The organism is Pseudomonas sp. SB113, from assembly GCF_040754745.1.
GTDB classification, from domain to species: domain Bacteria; phylum Pseudomonadota; class Gammaproteobacteria; order Pseudomonadales; family Pseudomonadaceae; genus Aquipseudomonas; species Aquipseudomonas grimontii.
In genome coordinates this window covers 254,025-273,056 of record NZ_JBFMHW010000003.1, presented here as the reverse complement: position 1 = coordinate 273,056, position 19,032 = coordinate 254,025, and the positions used below count along the sequence as shown (strand labels likewise).

General features: G+C 59.2%; 19 protein-coding genes. 6 read left to right on the top strand and 13 right to left on the bottom strand.

Annotated features, from left to right (window positions below; translation table 11 throughout):
- Position 1: 1 nt before the first annotated feature.
- Both AB1462_RS05915 and AB1462_RS05910 read right to left on the bottom strand, forming a co-directional pair.
- Entirely contained in the window at positions 2 to 952 is a 951-nt protein-coding gene (locus AB1462_RS05915; RefSeq protein ID WP_090400508.1) for a YihY/virulence factor BrkB family protein, read from the bottom strand.
- Positions 953 to 1,134: 182 nt separating this feature from the next.
- Complete coding sequence (locus tag AB1462_RS05910; RefSeq protein ID WP_034115689.1) at positions 1,135 to 1,320, bottom strand: CsbD family protein; 186 nt, start codon at positions 1,318 to 1,320, stop codon at positions 1,135 to 1,137.
- Between the two features lie 199 nt (positions 1,321 to 1,519).
- On the opposite strand from AB1462_RS05910, the gene AB1462_RS05905 reads away from it, so the two are divergent.
- On the top strand, positions 1,520 to 1,897 hold the full coding sequence (locus tag AB1462_RS05905) for a hypothetical protein (RefSeq protein WP_053139955.1): 378 nt from the start codon (positions 1,520 to 1,522) through the stop codon (positions 1,895 to 1,897).
- Between the two features lie 52 nt (positions 1,898 to 1,949).
- On the opposite strand, the gene fadD1 is transcribed toward AB1462_RS05905, so the two are convergent.
- Positions 1,950 to 3,641 (bottom strand): long-chain-fatty-acid--CoA ligase FadD1, encoded by a 1,692-nt coding sequence (gene fadD1 / locus AB1462_RS05900; RefSeq protein WP_090400509.1) that lies wholly within the window; start codon positions 3,639 to 3,641, stop codon positions 1,950 to 1,952.
- A gap of 382 nt (positions 3,642 to 4,023) precedes the next feature.
- On the bottom strand, positions 4,024 to 5,712 hold the full coding sequence (fadD2, locus tag AB1462_RS05895; RefSeq protein ID WP_367246345.1) for a long-chain-fatty-acid--CoA ligase FadD2: 1,689 nt from the start codon (positions 5,710 to 5,712) through the stop codon (positions 4,024 to 4,026).
- A 224-nt stretch (positions 5,713 to 5,936) separates the two neighbouring features.
- Between fadD2 and AB1462_RS05890 the strand changes: the two genes are divergently transcribed.
- The gene (locus AB1462_RS05890) at positions 5,937 to 6,881 is read left to right on the top strand and encodes an alpha/beta hydrolase (RefSeq protein WP_259191357.1); all 945 of its coding nucleotides are present in this window, start codon (positions 5,937 to 5,939) and stop codon (positions 6,879 to 6,881) included.
- Between the two features lie 57 nt (positions 6,882 to 6,938).
- Positions 6,939 to 7,409, top strand: coding sequence for a MaoC family dehydratase (locus AB1462_RS05885; RefSeq protein ID WP_003175719.1), 471 nt, complete (start codon positions 6,939 to 6,941; stop codon positions 7,407 to 7,409).
- A 136-nt stretch (positions 7,410 to 7,545) separates the two neighbouring features.
- Here AB1462_RS05885 and AB1462_RS05880 read toward each other — a convergent pair whose 3' ends face one another.
- On the bottom strand, positions 7,546 to 8,013 hold the full coding sequence (locus AB1462_RS05880) for a PA2169 family four-helix-bundle protein (protein ID WP_032891010.1): 468 nt from the start codon (positions 8,011 to 8,013) through the stop codon (positions 7,546 to 7,548).
- A 206-nt stretch (positions 8,014 to 8,219) separates the two neighbouring features.
- On the opposite strand from AB1462_RS05880, the gene AB1462_RS05875 reads away from it, so the two are divergent.
- The gene (locus AB1462_RS05875) at positions 8,220 to 8,456 is read left to right on the top strand and encodes a DUF3820 family protein (protein WP_259191360.1); all 237 of its coding nucleotides are present in this window, start codon (positions 8,220 to 8,222) and stop codon (positions 8,454 to 8,456) included.
- Between the two features lie 10 nt (positions 8,457 to 8,466).
- Complete coding sequence (locus AB1462_RS05870; protein WP_367246343.1) at positions 8,467 to 9,666, top strand: aminotransferase class V-fold PLP-dependent enzyme; 1,200 nt, start codon at positions 8,467 to 8,469, stop codon at positions 9,664 to 9,666.
- A 78-nt stretch (positions 9,667 to 9,744) separates the two neighbouring features.
- Here AB1462_RS05870 and AB1462_RS05865 read toward each other — a convergent pair whose 3' ends face one another.
- The 3 genes from AB1462_RS05865 to zwf are packed head-to-tail and all read right to left on the bottom strand — an operon-like array spanning position 9,745 to position 12,594.
- Entirely contained in the window at positions 9,745 to 10,410 is a 666-nt protein-coding gene (locus tag AB1462_RS05865) for a bifunctional 4-hydroxy-2-oxoglutarate aldolase/2-dehydro-3-deoxy-phosphogluconate aldolase (protein ID WP_026067364.1), read from the bottom strand.
- A gap of 17 nt (positions 10,411 to 10,427) precedes the next feature.
- On the bottom strand, positions 10,428 to 11,141 hold the full coding sequence (gene pgl / locus AB1462_RS05860; RefSeq protein ID WP_090400513.1) for a 6-phosphogluconolactonase: 714 nt from the start codon (positions 11,139 to 11,141) through the stop codon (positions 10,428 to 10,430).
- The gene (gene zwf / locus AB1462_RS05855; RefSeq protein ID WP_259191363.1) at positions 11,128 to 12,594 is read right to left on the bottom strand and encodes a glucose-6-phosphate dehydrogenase; all 1,467 of its coding nucleotides are present in this window, start codon (positions 12,592 to 12,594) and stop codon (positions 11,128 to 11,130) included. Before zwf ends, pgl begins: the two co-directional genes overlap by 14 nt.
- Before the next feature lie 218 nt (positions 12,595 to 12,812).
- On the opposite strand from zwf, the gene AB1462_RS05850 reads away from it, so the two are divergent.
- Positions 12,813 to 13,673 (top strand): MurR/RpiR family transcriptional regulator, encoded by an 861-nt coding sequence (locus AB1462_RS05850; protein ID WP_186731546.1) that lies wholly within the window; start codon positions 12,813 to 12,815, stop codon positions 13,671 to 13,673.
- Between the two features lie 51 nt (positions 13,674 to 13,724).
- On the opposite strand, the gene AB1462_RS05845 is transcribed toward AB1462_RS05850, so the two are convergent.
- The 5 genes from AB1462_RS05845 to AB1462_RS05825 form a co-directional block, all read right to left on the bottom strand.
- The gene (locus AB1462_RS05845) at positions 13,725 to 14,570 is read right to left on the bottom strand and encodes a D-hexose-6-phosphate mutarotase (RefSeq protein WP_090400516.1); all 846 of its coding nucleotides are present in this window, start codon (positions 14,568 to 14,570) and stop codon (positions 13,725 to 13,727) included.
- A gap of 103 nt (positions 14,571 to 14,673) precedes the next feature.
- Positions 14,674 to 16,023: a carbohydrate porin gene (locus AB1462_RS05840; protein ID WP_367246342.1), complete on the bottom strand. Its 1,350-nt coding sequence runs from the start codon at positions 16,021 to 16,023 to the stop codon at positions 14,674 to 14,676.
- Positions 16,024 to 16,108: 85 nt separating this feature from the next.
- The gene (locus AB1462_RS05835) at positions 16,109 to 17,269 is read right to left on the bottom strand and encodes an ABC transporter ATP-binding protein (RefSeq protein ID WP_259191370.1); all 1,161 of its coding nucleotides are present in this window, start codon (positions 17,267 to 17,269) and stop codon (positions 16,109 to 16,111) included.
- A gap of 2 nt (positions 17,270 to 17,271) precedes the next feature.
- Entirely contained in the window at positions 17,272 to 18,117 is an 846-nt protein-coding gene (locus tag AB1462_RS05830; protein ID WP_065949393.1) for a carbohydrate ABC transporter permease, read from the bottom strand.
- Positions 18,110 to 19,018 carry a carbohydrate ABC transporter permease gene (locus AB1462_RS05825; RefSeq protein WP_003175732.1) on the bottom strand — a complete coding sequence of 303 codons (909 nt, stop codon included), beginning with the start codon at positions 19,016 to 19,018 and terminating at the stop codon, positions 18,110 to 18,112. The genes AB1462_RS05830 and AB1462_RS05825 overlap by 8 nt, the downstream gene beginning before the upstream one ends.
- Between the last annotated feature and the right edge of the window lie 14 nt (positions 19,019 to 19,032).

Here is a 19,032-nt window from a genome sequence, read left to right as displayed (position 1 = left end):
ATCAGGCTTCGTCGGTAGTGGGTTTGGAATGGTCGCGGCCGAGGCCGGAGACGTGTTGTTTTTCGTGCGCGGGCGCAGGCTCATCAAAATCCTTTGCGCCTGGTTCCTTGCCTTCGGCCGACATGTGCTCGATCACGGCATTCATCTCCGCTCCGAGCAACAGCACGGCGGCGGAAATGTAGAAGTACAGGAGCAGCACGATGATCGCACCGATGCTGCCATACATGGCGTTATAGTCCGCGAAGGTCTTGACGTAGTAGCCGAAGCCCAGGGAAGCCACGATCCACACCACCACCGCGAGCACGGAACCTGGCGTGATGAAGCGGAATTTCTGCTCGACGTCGGGCATCACGTAATACATGAGGGCCACGGCAAACATCAGCAGAATCACGATCAGCGGCCATCGCACGATGGTCCACAGGGTGACCACGAACTCCTGCATGCCGATCTGGCCGGCCAGCCATTCCATCACTTGTGGGCCGAGCACCATCAGCGCGGCGGCGGCCAGCAGCATGCCGGCGATGCCGATGGTGTAGAAAATCGACAACGGAAAACGCTTCCAGATCGGCCGGCCTTCCACTACGTCGTACGCGGCGTTCATGGCGCTCATCATCAGGCGCACGCCAGCGGAGGCGGTCCACAGGGCAATCACGATACCCACCGAGAGCAAACCACCCTTGGATTGCTGCAGCTGGTCGATCACCGGGTTGACCTGCTCCAGGGCCTGGGGCGGCAACACCAGCTCCGACTGCAGGCGCAGCCAGGTGAAAAAGTCCGGCAGGTGCAGGAAACCGATCAGGGCGATAAGGAACAGCAGGAAGGGAAACAACGAGAACAGCATCTGGTAGGCCAGTGCCGAGGCGTAGGTGGACATCTCGTCATCGACGAATTCCTTGACGGTGCGCACCAGCACCTTGTGCAGCTTGAGACCATCGAGAACCGGAAAGATCATAGCGTCTCCTTTCGCCGCAAAGAGGGTGAGTTCGTGGGCGACTCAGGGGCCGTTTTCTACATCAAAGTAGCCCATTTGGCGACTTTGAAACAATTCCGCAACTTTAGTTGCAACACATGACATAAAAACGGCCATCCGTGGATGGCCGCAAGGCTGCGCAATTGCCGTCAGCCGGGTCGGGACTATTTGGTCGCTTTCTTGACCGCGTCCTTGGTATCGCCCACCGCTTTTTGAACTTCGCCTTTCTTTTCCTGAATAACGCCTTCAGCACGCAGCTTGTCGTTGCCAGTCACTTTGCCGACGCCCTGCTTGATATTGCCGACGGCTTCATTCGCCAAGCCTTTTGCCTTATCCGATGTGCTACTCATGGTATGTCTCCTGGGAACAATCAAGGATTTCGGTCATTACCTAGAGATTGACCCGAGGCGGTTCGGCAGAGTTTCAATTATTTTTCAGCGAGCATTTCATCGCCAGCCGCAGGTTTGGCTTTATGTTTTGCAGCCAACCCCCGAGAATGCCCGGCACATTCAGGCTCTAACGCTGAATAACAGATCCCGTAGGAAGGTTATGAAACTCAATAAAGCACAGGCCATCGCCCGCAGAAACCAAGAACTGGGCGGTGCCGTACTCGGCGTCAACAACTGCCACTTCACCGACCTGGACCGCAAACGCAACATCTGGTGGTTTGACCTGCCAGTGGGTCGTATTGCCGTGGGCCAGTACGAGTGGATTCACCTGTTGATGCACAACGCCGAGACCGACCAACTGCTGCACCTGAAGGTGCCGACGGTGTTCCTGCGTGAAAAACTCGAAGGGCTGGTGGTGCGCAATGCGGGCAAGCGCAAACCGGAGATTACCCTGGAGCTGAGTGCGGATAAGGATTCGTTCTTGAAGGATGTGCGCCCGGCGGGTGCGGGTGTCAGCTTCGCGCAGTTCGCCCTGTAAGCACCGGATTTAAAGGTGGGAGGGGCAAGCCTCCTCCCACATTTGGATTGCGTTACTTTTTCAGGCCGAGTTTCTTCAGCTCTTCATCGCGCAATTCGCGGCGCAGGATCTTGCCCACGTTGGTGGTCGGCAACGCATCGCGGAACTCCACGGCCTTTGGCACTTTGTAGCCGGTGACATTGGCGCGCATATGCTCCATCACCTGCTCCTTGGTCAGGGTGGCGCCCGGCTTGACCACGATAAAGAGCTTGATGTGTTCCCCGGACTTTTCATCCGGCACACCGATGGCCGCGCATTGCAGCACGCCGGGCAAGCCTGCCAGCACGTCTTCAAGTTCGTTGGGGTAAACGTTGAAACCGGAGACCAGGATCATGTCCTTCTTGCGGTCGACGATGCGCATGTAACCATCCGGCTGGATGATCGCAATGTCGCCGGTCTTCAGCCAGCCTTCGCTGTCGAGCATCTCGGCGGTCGCGTCTTCGCGCTGCCAGTAGCCCTTCATCACCTGCGGGCCCTTGACGCACAGCTCACCCACTTCACCCAAGGCCAGCTCGACGCCGTCGTCGGTGATGACCTTGCACACGGTCGACGGCACCGGAATGCCGATGGTACCGATCTGGATATGCTGGATGGGGTTCACCGTGGCCACCGGGCTGGTTTCGGTCATGCCGTAGCCTTCGCAGATGCCGCAACCGGTCACGGCTTTCCAACGCTCGGCCGCCGCCAGTTGCAGGGCCATGCCGCCCGACAGGGTGACCTTCAGCGCGGAGAAGTCCAGCTTGCGGAACGCTTCGTTGTTGCACAGCGCCACGAACAGGGTGTTCAGGCCGACAAAGCCGCTGAACTTCCACTTCGACAGTTCCTTGACCATCGCCGGCAGGTCACGCGGGTTGCTGATCAGGATGTTGTGGTTGCCGATCAGCATCATCGCCATGCAGTGAAAGGTGAACGCATAGATGTGGTACAGCGGCAGCGGCGTGATCAGGATCTCGCAACCTTCATTGAGGTTGGAGCCCATCAGCGCCTTGCATTGCAGCATATTGGCGACGAGGTTGCGGTGGGTGAGCATCGCGCCCTTGGCCACGCCAGTCGTGCCACCGGTGTATTGCAACACGGCCACGTCGCTGCTGGCTGGGCTGACTTCGTTGACCGCTTGGCCATGGCCCTTGGCGAGTACGTCGTTGAACTTGATCGCCTTGGGCAAGTGATAGGCCGGGACCATTTTCTTCACGTACTTGATGACGCTGTTGATCAGCAGGCGCTTGAGCGGCGGCAACAGGTCGGCAACTTCGGTGACGATCACATGCTTGACGGCGGTCTTGGGCACGACCTTTTCCGCCAGATGAGCCATGTTGGCCAGGCAGACCAGTGCCTTGGCACCGGAGTCGTTGAATTGGTGTTCCATTTCCCGCGCGGTGTACAGCGGGTTGGTGTTGACCACGATCAGGCCGGCACGGATAGCGCCGAACACGGCGACCGGGTATTGCAGGACGTTGGGCAACTGCACGGCGATTCGATCGCCGGGCTTCAAGTCGGTATGCTGTTGCAGGTACGCGGCAAAGGCGCCGGACAATTCGTACAATTCACCGTAGGTGATTGTCTTGCCCAGGTTGCTGAAAGCCGGTTTGTTAGCGAAGCGCTGGCAGGACTGTTTCAGTACCGCCTGAATATTCGGATACTCGTCTGGATTGATTTCTGCAGCAATCCCGGCGGGGTACTTATCCTTCCAAAAGTCTTCGTTCATGGAAGCCCACTCCTCAGCGACGCGAATTCATCATCGCATTTGATGCGATTATTATTGGTGTATGTTTTTTTAGGTGAATCTGGCGCTTTCAAGCAGGCCTAGACGTCACAAAGCGCGCCGAGAGTAGCAGCTTTGCCAAGGGCCGACTAGAGCCAAAAGAGGGCCCTACAGTCATAAACGTGACTCAAGAATATCCAGCAGTCACTTTTAGAGCAAAAATTCTATAGACCTGTGGCAGGCTCTGGAATGCGGCTTCTAAAGCAATAAATAACAATGTGGGAGGGGGCTTGCCCCCGATAGCAGTGGTTCAGCCAACACATCTGGTGACTGATATACCGCCATCGGGGGCAAGCCCCCTCCCACACTTCGATCTCATTTCATATCAAGCGATGTCGCGCAACTCTCGTCGCAGGATCTTCCCTACCGGCGTCATCGGCAGCGAGTCACGCAACACAATGTGCTTGGGCACCTTGTACCCCGTGAAGTTGGTCTTGCAGTACGCCTTCAGTTCCTCAAGGCTCACCCCTTCAGCACGCGCCACCACAAACAGCTTCACCGCCTCCCCCGTGCGCTCGTCCGGCACGCCGATCACCGCGCAGTTGGCCACGGCCGGGTGGGCCATCACCACGTCCTCGATCTCATTGGGGTACACGTTGAAACCCGAGACGATGATCAAATCCTTCTTGCGATCGACGATGCTGACGAAGCCATCGGCATCGATCACCGCAATGTCACCGGTCTTGAGCCAGCCTTCAGCGTCCAGGGTCTCGGCGGTGGCGGCCGGTTGTTGCCAGTAGCCCTTCATCACCTGCGGGCCCTTGATGCACAGCTCGCCGCGTTCGCCCAAGGGCAGTTCGGCGCCCTCATCGTCAATCACTTTCATCGCGGTAGCCGGCACGGGGATACCCACCGTGCCCAGCCGCGATTTGTTGCCGTAGGGGTTGGTGCAGGCCACCGGTGAGGTTTCCGTCAGGCCATAACCCTCGCCGATCGTGCAGCCGGTGATTTGCTGCCAGCGTTCGGCCGTGGCCTTGATCAGTGCCGTACCACCGGAGTTGGTGAGTTTTAGGTGGGAGAAATCCAGGTTCTTGAACTCCGGGTGGTCCATCAACGCCACAAACAATGTGTTAAGCCCCAGCAGGCCGGTAAAGCGCCACTTTTTCAGCTCTTTGATAAACCCGCCGATGTCCCGCGGGTTGGTGATCAGCACGTTGTGATTACCCGAGACCATCATGCACATGCAGTTCGCGGTGAAGGCATAGATGTGGTACAGCGGCAGCGGCGCGATCATCACCTCCTGCCCTTCCTTGATCAACGGGTGGCCGTCGTCGCCCACCTGGGACATGCACGCGCGCGCCTGCTGCATGTTCGCGACCAGGTTGCCATGGGTGAGCATCGCCCCCTTGGCCAGGCCGGTGGTGCCGCCGGTGTATTGCAGCACGGCAATGTCATCCAGGGTCACCGCATGATGGGTCACGCCCAGGCCCGCTCCCATGCGCAGGGCACGCTTGAACGACACCGCTCGCGGCAGGTGGTAGGCCGGGACCATCTTCTTGACCTTGTCGACCACGGTGTTGACCAGCCAGCCTCTGGCGGCGGGCATGAAGTCGCCCATCCTGGCTTCGATCAGGTAGTCGATCTCGGTGTCGGTGCACACTTCCTGCACCCGCGAACCGAACAGGTTGAGGTAGACCAAGGCTCGCACGCCGGCGTCCTTGAACTGGTGGCGCATCTCGCGTGGGGTGTACAGCGGGTTGGTGTTGACCACGATCAGCCCGGCGCGCAATGCGCCGAATACGGCAATCGGGTAGTGCAGCACGTTGGGCATCTGTACGGCGATGCGCTCGCCGGGCTTGAGGTCGGTGTGCTGCTGCAGGTAGCCGGCGAACGCCGCACTCTGGCGCTCAAGCTCGGCGTAGGTCAGGGTGATGCCCATGTTGCTGAATGCCGGACGGTCGGCAAAGGCCTTGCACGAGCGCTCGAAGACTTCGATTACCGACTTGTAGGCCGAAAGGTCGATGTCGTTAGGAACACCCGCCGCGCGTTTGTCATTCCAGAAATCAGGTTGCATTATTCTTGTCCCCTTACCTGAAGGTGTCCGGCCGCTTTTATAGAAAGCGGAGCTTGGGGGACGTTAGCAGCTATGGCCAAACAGGCAAATACAGCAAATTGCGTCATTGATTGTATGAATCTTGTCCCTGATGCGTAGGCAGATACCCCGCCTCCTGACAGATGAGCTATACACTGCAACAACGTTGAGCAGACCTTGAGCAGACCTTGAGAAAGGGAACCGCCATGAACCACAGCACCTTCTGGCTGACCGCGAATGACCACAGCCGCCTGTACGTCAATCATTGGATGCCCGTCGGCCCGGCCAAGGCAGTGGTCATGCTGTCCCACGGCATGGCAGAACACAGCGGGCGCTATGAGCGGCTGGCCAAAGCCTTGTGCAGTGCCGGCTATGGCGTGTATGCGCCGGACCAGCGTGGTCACGGCCGCACCGCCGACGAAGGTACCCTGGGGCTCTACGCGGAGAAAGATGGCTGGAACAAAGTGGTCGGCGACCTGGCCAGCCTCAACCAGCACATCGGCCAGCAGCAACCGGGGCTGCCGATCATTTTGCTGGGCCACAGCATGGGCAGCTATATCGCCCAGGCCTACCTGTTGCACCACAGCGCCAGCCTGCACGGAGCGATTCTCAGCGGTTCGAATTTCCAGCCGGTGGCGTTGTACCGCGCCGCACGACTGATCGCTCGCGCCGAACGTCTGCGCCAGGGTATGCGTGGGCGCAGTGCATTGATCGAGTTCCTGTCGTTCGGCTCGTTCAACAAGGCATTCAAACCCAATCGCACCGCGTTCGACTGGCTCAGCCGTGACCCGAATGAAGTCGACAAGTACATCAACGATCCACTCTGCGGCTTCCGCTGCACCAACCAGCTGTGGATCGACCTGCTCGGCGGCTTGCAGCAAATCAGCAAAGCGTCCAATCTCGCCCAGATCGATCCTGGCCTGCCAATCCTGGTGCTGGGCGGCGAATGTGATCCGGTCAGTGAGGGCAAGCGTCTCAAAAGCCTGGCCCATGCCCTGCGTGAGGCCGGCAGCCAGCACCTGCAACTGAATATCTACCCGCAGGCACGTCACGAAGTGTTCAACGAAACCAATCGCGATGAAGTCACCGCCGATGTGCTGACCTGGCTCGACCAGGCCCTGACGTTGCGCAGGCCGGCCCGCTGCGAATAGCTTTTCCTTTAAAATCAGACAGTTAAATTACCGATTAGCCACAGGATGCACCCTTAGATGACCCAGGTAACCAACACCCCTTACGAAGCCCTCGAAGTCGGCCAGACCGCCAGCTACAGCAAGACCGTCGAAGAGCGTGATATCCAGCTGTTCGCCGCCATGTCCGGTGACCACAACCCAGTGCACCTGGACGCCGAATACGCCAAGGCGACCATGTTCAAGGAGCGTATCGCCCACGGTATGTTCAGCGGCGCGCTGATCAGCGCAGCCGTCGCCTGCGAGCTGCCTGGGCCGGGGACTATCTATATCGGCCAGCAGATGAGCTTCCAGAAGCCGGTAAAAATCGGCGATACCCTGACCGTGCGTCTGGAAATCCTCGAGAAGCTGCCGAAGTTTCGCGTACGTATCGCCACCCGCGTGTTCAACCAGCGCGATGAGCTGGTAGTGGATGGCGAGGCGGAAATCCTCGCGCCACGCAAACAGCAGGTCGTGACCTTGACCGAGCTGCCGCCGATCAGCATCGGCTGAGTCCGGTTTCAAGACCAACACCATACAAATGTAGGAGGGGGCTTGCTCCCGATAGCGGAGTATCAGTCGTCGAAATGTCGACTGATTTTCCGCCATCGGGGGCAAGCCCCCTCCCACAGTTGTTACACAGCAGGGCTTACGACTGAGCGCGAGCCTGGTTACGCAGGGCTTTTACCTGGTCGTGATTGCGTTGTACGCCGTGGTACTGACGCTCAACCAGATCACGAATACCCAGCAGGTTGTGCTTGTTGATCTTCTCGATGGCTTCCTTGTAAGCCTTCAGTGCGTGGTCTTCACCGCGCTCGGCTTCGTTCAGCACAGCCTCTTCGTCTTTACCGGTAACCATCGACTTCACATCGACCCAGCCACGGTGCAGGGCGCCGGCTACGCTGCCGGAATCTTCCGGATCACCGCCCAAGGCACGCACGGCGGTCTTCAGTTCGGCGGCGGCAGTGGCGCAGTCAGCGGAGCGCTTGGCAAACAGCGCTTTGAGTTCCGGATGCTTGATGTCTTCAGCGCATTCCTTGAAACCTTTCTGGCCGTCGATGCTGGTCTCGATCAGGTCGTTGAGTACGGAGATCGATTCTTTATTGATGTCAGTCATTTTTCAATTCCTTAGGCAGGTGAACAAGGGTTGTCTTAATGATTGCAGCGCTCGTGCCAGGTTTTGAGAAAGTACTTTTATGTTTATTTTCAATAACTTAAAAATATTTGAACCATCTGTATGTACGTTATTTGCATGATCTGTCATTTGGCCTTCATGCAGAATGCCTGTATTTTCGAAGACCTCGCCTCACGCACACGAAGCTCATGAATCCCGAAAAACTCGAACTGCTGGTCACCCGCGAAATGCCCTTCGGCAAGTACAAAGGCCGGATCATCGCCGACCTGCCGGGTCCCTACCTGAACTGGTTCGCCCGCGAAGGCTTTCCCCACGGCGAGCTGGGCGGGTTGCTGGCATTGATGCAGGAAATCGACCACAACGGCTTGTCTGAACTGCTGGAACCGTTGCGCGTTAAACACGGTAAACCCGCCCCCCGCCACTAAGAGACTCGCCATGCCAAGGAATGCTGATAACGAACCTCACTGGCAGGCCATCGCCCAGCGCTATGCGCTGGAACCCGGCCCGATCAATTTGGAGAACGGCTACTTCGGGCGTATGAGCCGCGAAGTGCAGGCGCAGTACCTGGAACACGTGGCGTTTATCAACCGCAGCAACTCGCTGTATGTGCGCCAGCGCTTCGAGCAAGGTGAAAACGTCGCGATCCGTCGCCAACTGGCCGGACTGATCGACGTCGACCCCGAATCGGTAGCCTTCACCCGCAACGCCACCGAAGCCTTGCAGTCGCTGATCCGCAACTACAACTGCCTGCAACCCGGCGATCAGGTGCTGATCAGCGACCTGGAGTACGACACGGTCAAAGGTGCGATGCGCTGGTTGGCGGGGGTTCGCGGTGTGGAAGTGATCGAACTGTCCCACACTCACCCGGCCAGTTTCGACAGCCTGTTGCAGACCTATCGCGATACGTTCACCCAGTACCCGCGCCTCAAGCTGATGGCACTCACCCATGTGACCCACCGCACCGGCCTGGTGATGCCTGTCGAGGCCATCGCCAAGGCTGCGCGTGAGCACGATATCGACGTGATCCTCGACGGCGCCCATGCACTGGGCCAGATCGAGTTCAACCTCGCCGAACTGGGCATTCAGTTCGCCGGGTTCAACCTGCACAAATGGATCGGCGCGCCGCTGACCCTGGGGTTTCTCTATATTGCCCCCGAGCGCCTGGCGGACATTGATCCGGACATGGGCGAGTTCCACTACCCCGCCACCGACGTGCGTGCGCGTACGTCGTACAGCACCCCCAACTTTCCGGCACTGATGACCTTGCCACTGGTATTTGAAGAACATCGCGCCATGGGCGGCGCTGCTGCCAAGGGAGCGCGGGTGAACTATTTGCGCGACGTGTGGGTAAAACAGGTGCGGGCATTACCGGGCATCGAGGTGCTGACGCCGGATGATCCACGGCTGTATTGCGGGATTACGGCGTTCAAGTTTACGGGGCAGGACCAGCAAGCGATGGTGGATCGGTTGCTCAAGGACTACGACTTGTTTGCCACTACCCGAGTTGGCGCGGCGTTTGGCACCTGTATTCGGGTGACGCCGGGGTTGGTCACCTCTGCGGTGGACATTCAGCTACTGGCAAAAGCCATTACCGAACTGGCCCACAACGGCCCGGGGGATGGGGAAGTTCTTTAGGCAAAAAAAAGCGGTACACCGACCAAGTGCACCGCAAAAATGCCGTTAAGCACAGCAACAACGATTCGGTGAATCAGATCAATCCAGCAGCGCCAGCGCCTGCGCGGTGACTTCCTGGATGCGGGCCCAGTCGCCGTTCTTGACCCACTCCGGGTCAAGCATCCAGCTACCACCCACGCACATCACGTTTTTCAACGCCATGTAGCTCTTGATATTGGCCGGGCCAACGCCGCCGGTCGGGCAGAATTTCACTTCGCCGAACGGACCGCCCAAGGCCTTGATGGCAGCAACGCCGCCGCTGACTTCAGCCGGGAACAGCTTGAAGCGGCGGTAACCCAGGCCATAGCCTTCCATGATGCCGGAGGCGTTGCTGATGCCTGGCAGCAGCGGGATCGGGCTGTGTACCGAGGCTTCCAGCAGGTCGCGGGTAATGCCGGGAGTGACGATAAATTGCGAACCGGCGACTTCCGCCGCTTCGAGCATGTGACGGTCGAGTACGGTGCCAGCGCCGGTGCACAGTTCTGGGCGCTGCTCGCGCAGAACCTGAATGGCCTTGAGGCCGAACTCGGAACGCAGGGTCACTTCCAAGGCGGTCAAACCACCGGCGGCCAGTGCATCGGCCAGCGGCAGGATGTCCTGTTCGCGGGCGATGGTGATCACCGGCAATATCCGCGCCTTGGCACAGAGGCTGTCGATCAGGGCAACTTTATCCGCCATGGACACGGTCGGTTGAGGGCTTTTCATAGCGGCTGATCCTTGGCTCATGGGCACCAGTAAATCTCTAAAGTAGGTTGCAAAAACGCGCGAATCGGCATGGCAGCAACGTCGTTACTGGCCAGCGCGGCGCTCAAGGTGGTCAACTTCGAACTGCCGGAAATCGACAGCACGGTGTAGTGGGCCGTGGCCAGCAACGCGCGACTCATGGTCAGGCGCTGGTGCGGTACGGTCGGCGCCAGCATCGGCCAGCAACGGCGGGTACCGTCGGCCTGCAATGCCTGCGCGAGGTTCGGACTGTTGGGAAACAGCGATGCGGTGTGGCCGTCATCGCCCATGCCCAGCACCAGCACATCAATGGCTGGCAACTCGGCCAGCAGGCGATCGGCGTGCTCGGCAGCGTCTTCAAGGTTGGCGGCGGCGCTGTACAGGCTGAGGAACCTGGCCTTGGCCGCCGGGCCTTGCAACAGGTGCTGCTTCAACAGGCCAGCATTGCTGTCGGCATGTTCCACCGGCACCCAGCGCTCATCGGCCAGGGTGATGGTGACCTTGGACCAGTCCAGGCCTTGCTTGGCCAGGTTCTGGAAAAACGCCACGGGGCTGCGGCCGCCGGACACGACCAGGGTCGCTTCGCCACGGGCACTGATAGCCCCCCGCAGTTGTTCAGCCACGTCGTTGGCCAGGCCGTCCGCCAACAAGGCAGGCGTGCGGTACTCATGGGCCGTAACACCCTGAGGCAGTTTCAATTCAGATATCGCCATACCAAGACCTCCCATCCCGCGTGATCAGTGCAATAGAGCTCATCGGCCCCCAGGACCCCGCCGCATACGGCTTGGGTGCATCACCGGATTTTTTCCACCCGGCGATCAACTGGTCACACCACTTCCACGCGGCTTCGATTTCATCTTTGCGAACAAACAGGTTCTGATTGCCGCGCATCACTTCCAACAGCAAACGCTCGTAGGCATCGGGGATGCGCGCGCTGCGGTAGGTGTCGGAAAAATTCAGTTGCAGTGGCCCGCTGCGCAGTTGCATGCCCTTGTCCAGGCCCTGCTCCTTGGTCATCACGCGCAAGGAAATACCTTCGTCCGGCTGCAGGCGGATGATCAGTTTGTTGCTGATCTGCAAACGCTGCTCGGGGGCGAAGATGTAGTGGGACGGTTCCTTGAAGTGGATGACGATCTGCGACAGCTTCTGCGGCATGCGCTTGCCGGTGCGCAGGTAGAACGGCACCCCGGCCCAACGCCAGTTACGAATATCGGCCCGCAGGGCGACGAAGGTTTCGGTGTCGCTCTGGGTGTTGGAATTCTCTTCTTCCAGGTAACCCGGCACCGGCTTACCGGCGCTGTAACCGGCGATGTACTGGCCACGCACCACCTGAGTGGTAAGGCCATCCGGGCTGATCGGCGCCAGGGCCTTGAGCACCTTGACCTTCTCGTCACGGATGCTGTCGGCGGACAGGTCGGCCGGCGGGTCCATGGCGATCAGGCAAAGCAGCTGCAGCAAGTGGTTCTGGATCATGTCGCGCAGCTGGCCGGCCTTGTCGAAATAGCCCCAACGGCCTTCGATACCGACCTGCTCGGCCACGGTGATTTCCACGTGGGAAATGTAGTTCTGGTTCCACTGGGTTTCGAACAGGCTGTTGGCGAAACGCAGGGCGATCAGGTTCTGGACGGTCTCTTTACCCAGGTAGTGGTCAATGCGGTAGGTGCGGTTTTCCGGGAAAAACTGCGCCACGGCATCGTTGACCTTGCGCGAGGATTCCAGGTCCGAGCCGATGGGTTTTTCCAGCACGACGCGGGTGTTTTCCGCCAGGCCAACTTTGGACAGGTTCTCGCAGATCGCACCGTACACCGACGCAGGCGTGGCAAAGTAGGCGATCAGGCGTTGTTCGTTGCCGGCCTTTTCCGCCAGGGCTACGTAGTCATCGGCTTTCATGAAGTCGACGTGTACATAGGTCAGGCGGGCCAGGAAACGCTGGGCGATGCTCTCGTCCAGTTCCTTGCCGACGTATTTACGCAATTCTTTTTCGATATGGGCCAGGTGTTGCTGCTCGGAGCCGGCTTCCCGGGCCAGGGCCAGGATGCGGGTGTCGTCGTGCAGGAGCCCGGCGCCATCGAGTTGATAGAGGGCAGGAAATAACTTGCGCAGCGCCAGATCACCCAAGGCGCCAAACAGGGCAAAGGTGCAGGGTTCTACGGTTATCGAAGGCATGATGTTTGTTCTTTTATCAAGTTAAGCTACAAATACCTTTTTTCAAGGCATCACTCAAGGAAAAATGTAGTAATAACCACAACATTTTCCCGAAATACGCATTCCGAGTGGTGGTGTTCAGCTACCCTCAGTAGGATAGGCCACCGCAAAGAGCCACTCGTCGATTGGTTGCCACCCTTATTTGCATCGTCGCCCGAAGGAAAGACTGAATGGACCGCGTGCGAAATCTTCTGGAACAGATCCGGAACCGCCTCGAAGAATTGAACAAGGCCGAGAAAAAAGTTGCCGAGGTCATCCTGCTCAACCCGCAGCAGGCGACCCGCTTCTCTATCGCAGCCCTCGCCCAAGCCGCTTCGGTCAGTGAACCGACGGTCAACCGTTTCTGCCGTTCGTTCGGCGTCAGCGGTTACCCTGAACTTAAATTGCAGTTGGCGCAAAGCCTGGCCAGTGGCGCAGCGTATGTCAGCCGCGCCGTGGAGGCCGATGATAACCCCGAGGCCTACACCCAGAAGATCTTTGGCAGCGCCATCGCCTCGCTGGACGCCGCCTGCCAGGCCCTGGACCCTGCCCTGATCAGCAAGGCCGTGGACCTGTTGATCCAGGCGCGGCAAATCCACTTCTTCGGCCTGGGCGCTTCGGCGCCGGTGGCCATGGATGCCTTGCACAAGTTCTTCCGTTTCAATCTGTCGGTCACCGCCCATGCCGACGTGCTGATGCAGCGCATGATTGCGTCGGTGGCGCACACGGGCGAGCTGTTCGTGATCATTTCCTACACCGGACGCACCCGCGAGCTGGTGGAAGTGGCGCGCATTGCGCGGGGAAACGGCGCCTCCGTGCTGGGCGTAACCGCCGAGAACTCGCCGCTGGCCAAGGCCAGTACCGTAAGCCTGAACATTCCACTGCCCGAAGACACCGACATCTATATGCCGATGACCTCACGGATCATTCAGTTGACCGTGCTGGATGTGCTGGCCACCGGCATGACCTTGCGCCGTGGGGTGGATTTCCAGCCGCATTTGCGCAAGATCAAAGAGAGCTTGAATGACAGCCGGTATCCGGTTGGGGATGAGTTCAACTAAGCCAGCCTGTGTGTTGGCTTCACTGGCCTCATCGGGGCATCAACCACACCGCTAAACCCCAGCCCGCGCCTGCAAACTGAGATGCGCCCGCTCCCCCGGCGCCAGACTCGCCCCGGCCATCGCTGACTCCACGCACACAAACCCCGACGCCTCGTTGAAGCTCACGCCCAGCAGCGGCCGGCTGCCGGGATGCCATACGACGGTGTCGGCGCTGTCGCCGGTGTCGATGCACAGTTCACGCTGCCAGGCGTGGTCCTTGAGGTGCAGTTCGCCGTCGTGCTGGAACACCCGCTGGCACCCGCCGTCCACGCGCAACTCGCCTTCCTGCTGACACGCCTGGCGATTGAGCTGGTCGTAACCGTGTGCTCCGTCGAGTCCAGACAGCGCTATCTCATCGACGTGACCAATACGCCAGTAAGCGTGCAAAGCATGGCTCAACTGGCACGGCAACTCGTCCTGATGCTCGGTGCTAAGGCGCAGTTCCAGGGTGTCGCCCAGGTGCGCGTGCAGGTCGACCTGCCAGTCGCACAGCTGCAATTGCCAGTGCAGGCGCACGCCGTCGTGGTCGGTGCTGCTGTCGAGCAGTTTCCAGTCGATCAACCGCGCCCAACCATGGGACGGCCAGGCGTTTTCGCTCGGGTGACGGCCATACCACGGCCAGCACACCGGCACGCCGCCACGGATGGCGCCGACTTGCGGCCACTTGGCCGCGCACCACAGCCAGGGTTTCTGGCCACGGGGTTGAAAATGCAAGAGTTGCGCGCCCTGGCGACTGAACACCGCCTGGCACAGCGGATGGTCGATCACCAACACGTCGCGCATCTGAAAGCGCTCCCAGGCAAACACCGGACGCTCGCGCAGGGATTTGAAAAAGCGTTGCAGCGGTTGCTCATGCATGTGCCACGGTCCTGAATATCGTCACAGTGCCATCCAAAAAAAAGCGGATAGCCATGGCTACCCGCAAAATGCGCACAGAGAGAAGGAGCTTATCGCAACAGCGTTAGAACACCGACTGAATTTTCAGACCGGCAACCAAGGCGTTGTCGACTTGATCAACACCACCTGGGTGGGTGATGTACTGCAGGTTGGGGCGCACGGTCAGCCAGTTGGTGACGTGGAAGCCATAGTTGATTTCGTAGTTGTACTCGGTAGTACGCAGTGGCGCGTACAGCGGGTTGTCATAGTCGCTGATGCCATTTGCCGCGTTGACGAACTCAGCGGTTTTCTTCACATCATCGTTGACATGGATGCGCCCGAAACCAATGCCGACGTCATCTTTTGGACGCGCATCAAATGGGCCTTTGTACACAAACATCAGCGACTGGTAGTTGTCGATAAAGTTGGTGTCTTTGTCGTGAAAGGTCACGTTAGCCGCAATGTTCAGACCGCGGGATGCGTCGCCATTGTGGGTAGTAAGTTGCTGTTGCAGGACGCCCCAGTAACCGCTCTTGCTGCTACGGACGCGGAAGGCGTCGCCGGTAGCGCCGGCGTTCTGGCCATTCACGTCCTCACGAACGTCGTTGGCATCGGCCGTGCTCTTGTAGTAACCCACACGGTATTCGCCCGGCAGGCCATTGACCTTCGGCGACCAGACCAATTCCACTGGTAATAAGGTGCCCTTGGTACCGCTGCCGCTGAGCTTGAAGCCGTTGCCATGCTCGGTTTGAGATGGGTTCTGGTTGTAGGCACCGATTTGCGCATACAGCTCAGGCGTGATGTGGTACTTCACGCGCAACGCGGCCTGCATGACTGGCCAGTTGTACCAGATGTTGGTTGCCCAGTTACCCACCTGGGAACCGCAGAACGTCAGGTTCTGGAACTCGCAGGGGAAGGTGTTGAAGTCTTCGCCTTCACCGAAGTAACCGGCTTTCACGTCCAGCTTGCCGTCGAGGAACTGGTGCTGGATCCACAGTTGGGTCAGACGCACCATGTGGCCGCGTCCATACACCTCTTGTGACGAGCTGAGCGTGCCGGCACGCGGGTCGCCAATGCGGTCATTGGAGATGTTCTGGCCATTACGGTTGGTCAACTGGATCTTGGCCTGGGTGTTGTCCCAGCCCCACAGCTTTTGCAGGTCCAGCGCTACGCCCAAGCCAAACTGGTCGGCGTAACGGGCAGTCTTGTCGTCGTTGTAGCCGCCATGCAGGTTGGCGCCCACTTCCCCTACGTAGTCAGCCTTGATATCGATACCTTGCTCGATCAGCTTGGTACGCTCGCCGCCCCAATCGCCGGTCATCCATTTGGAATCGGCGCTGAATGCTTCGTCCGCCATCGCATTGGCGGACAAAACCAGGGCTGCAACTGCTGACAGTTGGCAGATCAGCCGGGTGTTGTTGTGTTGCTTTTTCATCCCTACATCCTCGTCTTTATTGTTATTAAACTGTTTTTATCTAACGCGGGTTACTTTTTTCATCTAAAACAACAACTTATCTACTTCAGCGACCTTTGAATTGGGCCACATTGTCCACATGCCCCTGTGCGGGCAATGAAGAAGCAGTGCCGAGGCGCTCGCCAGTGTTGGCGTCGAACAGCAGTACCTTGGATGGATCGAATTGCAGGGTCAGGGTCTCGCCCACCTGCGGCGCCACATCAGGCGCCAAACGGCAGCAGACCTTGGTGTCATTGAGCTGCACAAACACCAGCGTGTCCGGGCCGGTCGGCTCGGTGACCTGGACCTCGGCACGTATGCTCGATGAGCCATTACCCTCACCCACCGCCAACACGATCTGCTCCGGGCGCAGGCCCAGAATCACATCACGGTCCTCCAGACCAGCGTCGTTCATACCCAGCGGCAATTCGCAACGCGCCTGGCCGCTGTCGAGCAGCGCCACCAACACCCCGTCCTTGCGTTTTAGGCGCATAGGAACGAAGTTCATCGGTGGTGAACCGATAAAGCTTGCCACAAATAGGTTAGCAGGGTCGTTGTAAATTTCTTTCGGAGTGCCGAATTGTTGGATGATGCCGTCCTTCATCACTGCCACTTTATCGCCCAGGGTCATCGCTTCGATCTGATCGTGTGTCACGTAGACCGTGGTGGTTTTCAGGCGCTGGTGCATCAGCTTCATTTCGGTACGCATCTCGACGCGCAGCTTGGCGTCGAGGTTGGACAGCGGTTCGTCGAACAGGTAGATCTTCGGCCGACGCGCCAGGGCCCGGCCCATGGCCACGCGCTGTTGCTGGCCGCCGGAGAGCTGGCCTGGCTTGCGGTTAAGCAGGTGTTCGATCTGCAGCAACTTGGCCACGCGCGCCACTTCGGCGTCGATGTCGGCCTGGGGCATCTTGCGGATCTTGAGGCCGAACTCGATGTTCTCGCGCACGCTCATGGTCGGGTACAGCGCGTAGGACTGGAACACCATGGCGATGTCCCGGTCCTTGGGGCTCATGCCGCTGACGTCCTGGTCACCGATCATGATCGCGCCGCCGGTGATGGTCTCAAGGCCGGCGATGCAGTTCATCAGCGTTGACTTACCGCAACCCGAAGGGCCGACCAGGATCAGGAACTCTCCCTCTTTGATCGACAGTTCGATGTTCTTCAAGGTGTCGGGCAGGCCGGCGCCATAGGTCTTGTTTACATTGCGAAGTTCAAGCGTAGCCATGATTACCCCTTGACCGCGCCGGCCGTCAGGCCGCGCACGAAATACTTGCCTGCGATCACATAGACCAGCAGGGTCGGCAGCCCGGCGATCATCGCCGCCGCCATATCCACGTTATATTCCTTGGCCCCGGTGCTGGTGTTGACCAGGTTGTTCAGCGCCACCGTGATGGGCTGGGAGTCGCCACTGGAGAACACCACACCGAACAGGAAGTCATTCCAGATCTGGGTGAACTGCCAGATCAGGCAGACCATGATGATCGGCGTGGACATCGGCAGAATGATCTGACGGAAGATGGTGAAGAAACCGGCACCGTCCAGGCGTGCCGCCTTGATCAGCGCATCCGGAATGCTCACGTAGTAGTTACGGAAGAACAGCGTGGTGAACGCCAGGCCGTACACCACGTGCACAAACACCAGGCCAGTGGTGGTGCTGGCCAGGCCCATCTTGCCGAGGGTGAACGACGCGGGCAGCAGCACGGTCTGGAACGGCAGGAAGCAGCCGAACAACAGCAGACCGAAGAACAACTGCGAACCACGGAAGCGCCAGAACGACAGCACATAACCGTTCAACGCGCCGATGGCGGTGGAAATCAGCACGGCCGGCACGGTGATCTTGATCGAGTTCCAGAAGTAACCATCCACGGTGTCCCAGGCCTTGACCCAGCCGATGCCGCTGACCACGGTCGGCCAGCTCAACAGGTTGCCGGTGCTGATGTCTTCCGGGGTCTTGAAGCTGGTGAGCAACATCACCACCAGCGGTACCAGGTACAGCAACACCGCAAGGATCAGCACCGCGTAGATCGCGATGCGGCTCAGGCTGATGGCAGGTTTGGCAGCGAGACTAGTCATTACGCTTGGTCCTCAGCTCGGAGTAGAGGTAAGGCACGATGATCGCGAGGATCGCACCGAGCATCAGGATTGCACTGGCCGAGCCCATGCCCATCTGGCCACGGCTGAAGGTGAACGAGTACATGAACATCGCAGGCAGATCGGACGAGTAGCCCGGCCCGCCAGCGGTCATCGCCGCCACCAGGTCGAAGCTCTTGATCGCAATGTGCGCCAGGATCATCACCGCACTGAAGAACACCGGACGCAGGCTGGGCAGCACCACGCTCCAGTAGATGCGCGGCAGGCTCGCGCCGTCGATCTGGGCGGCACGGATGATCGACTGATCAACGCCACGCAGGCCAGCGAGGAACATCGCCATGATGAAGCCGGAGGCTTGCCACACGGCGGCGATCACCAGGCAATAGACCACGCGGTCCGGGTCGATCAGCCAGTCGAGACGGAAGCCTTCCCAGCCCCAGTCACGCAGGAGTTTGTCCAGGCCCATGCCCGGGTTGAGCAGCCATTTCCAGGCGGTACCGGTGACGATCATCGAGAGCGCCATCGGGTACAGGTAAATGGTGCGGATAAAGCCTTCGCGACGGATTTTCTGGTCGAGGAAAATCGCCAGCGTCACGCCGATCACCAAGGTGATGCCGATAAACATCCCGCCGAAAAGCGCCAGGTTCTTGCTCGCCACCCACCAGCGGTCGTTGTCGAACAACCGTTCGTATTGCGCAAGGCCTGCCCATTTGTAGCTCGGCAGGAACGTAGACGTGGTGAACGAGAGCACAAACGTCCACAGGATGTAGCCGTAGAAGCCCACCAACACGATGAACATGCTGGGCGCCAGCACCAGTTTGGGTAGCCAGCGCTGCAGTGCATCGAACGGCGAGGCTTTGCTGAACACAGCAACAGAACTCATGGGGAAATCCAATA